The sequence below is a fragment of the Paraburkholderia sp. EG286B genome (assembly GCF_040965655.1).
GTDB lineage: Bacteria > Pseudomonadota > Gammaproteobacteria > Burkholderiales > Burkholderiaceae > Paraburkholderia.
On sequence record NZ_JBFRCF010000298.1, the window covers coordinates 1 to 225 of the forward strand.

The 225-nt window shown below is 59.1% G+C and carries 1 pseudogene; it reads right to left on the bottom strand.

From position 1 onward, the window contains the following. Window positions 1-43: 43 nt before the first annotated feature. Window positions 44-225: pseudogene (locus tag AB4Y42_RS44785) on the bottom strand (hypothetical protein); the annotation flags it as partial.

The following is a 225-nucleotide window of genomic DNA, read 5'->3' on the forward strand; positions in this document are numbered from 1 at the left end:
CCAGATGACCGATTGCTGGCGTTCCTGAAAAACTTGTGACCAGCTATGTGCCGCTTAGCGCTCGGTCGTGTGTTACCGTACCGCGGCGCTTTGCGCACCGGGACATAGTTCGGGGCGGGACATAGTCAAGCTTGGTGTGGCCGAGCAACAACTGCACCGCCCGAAGGTTCTTCGTCCGCCGGTAAATCAATGATGCCTTCGTGCGACGCATGGTGTGCGTGCCGT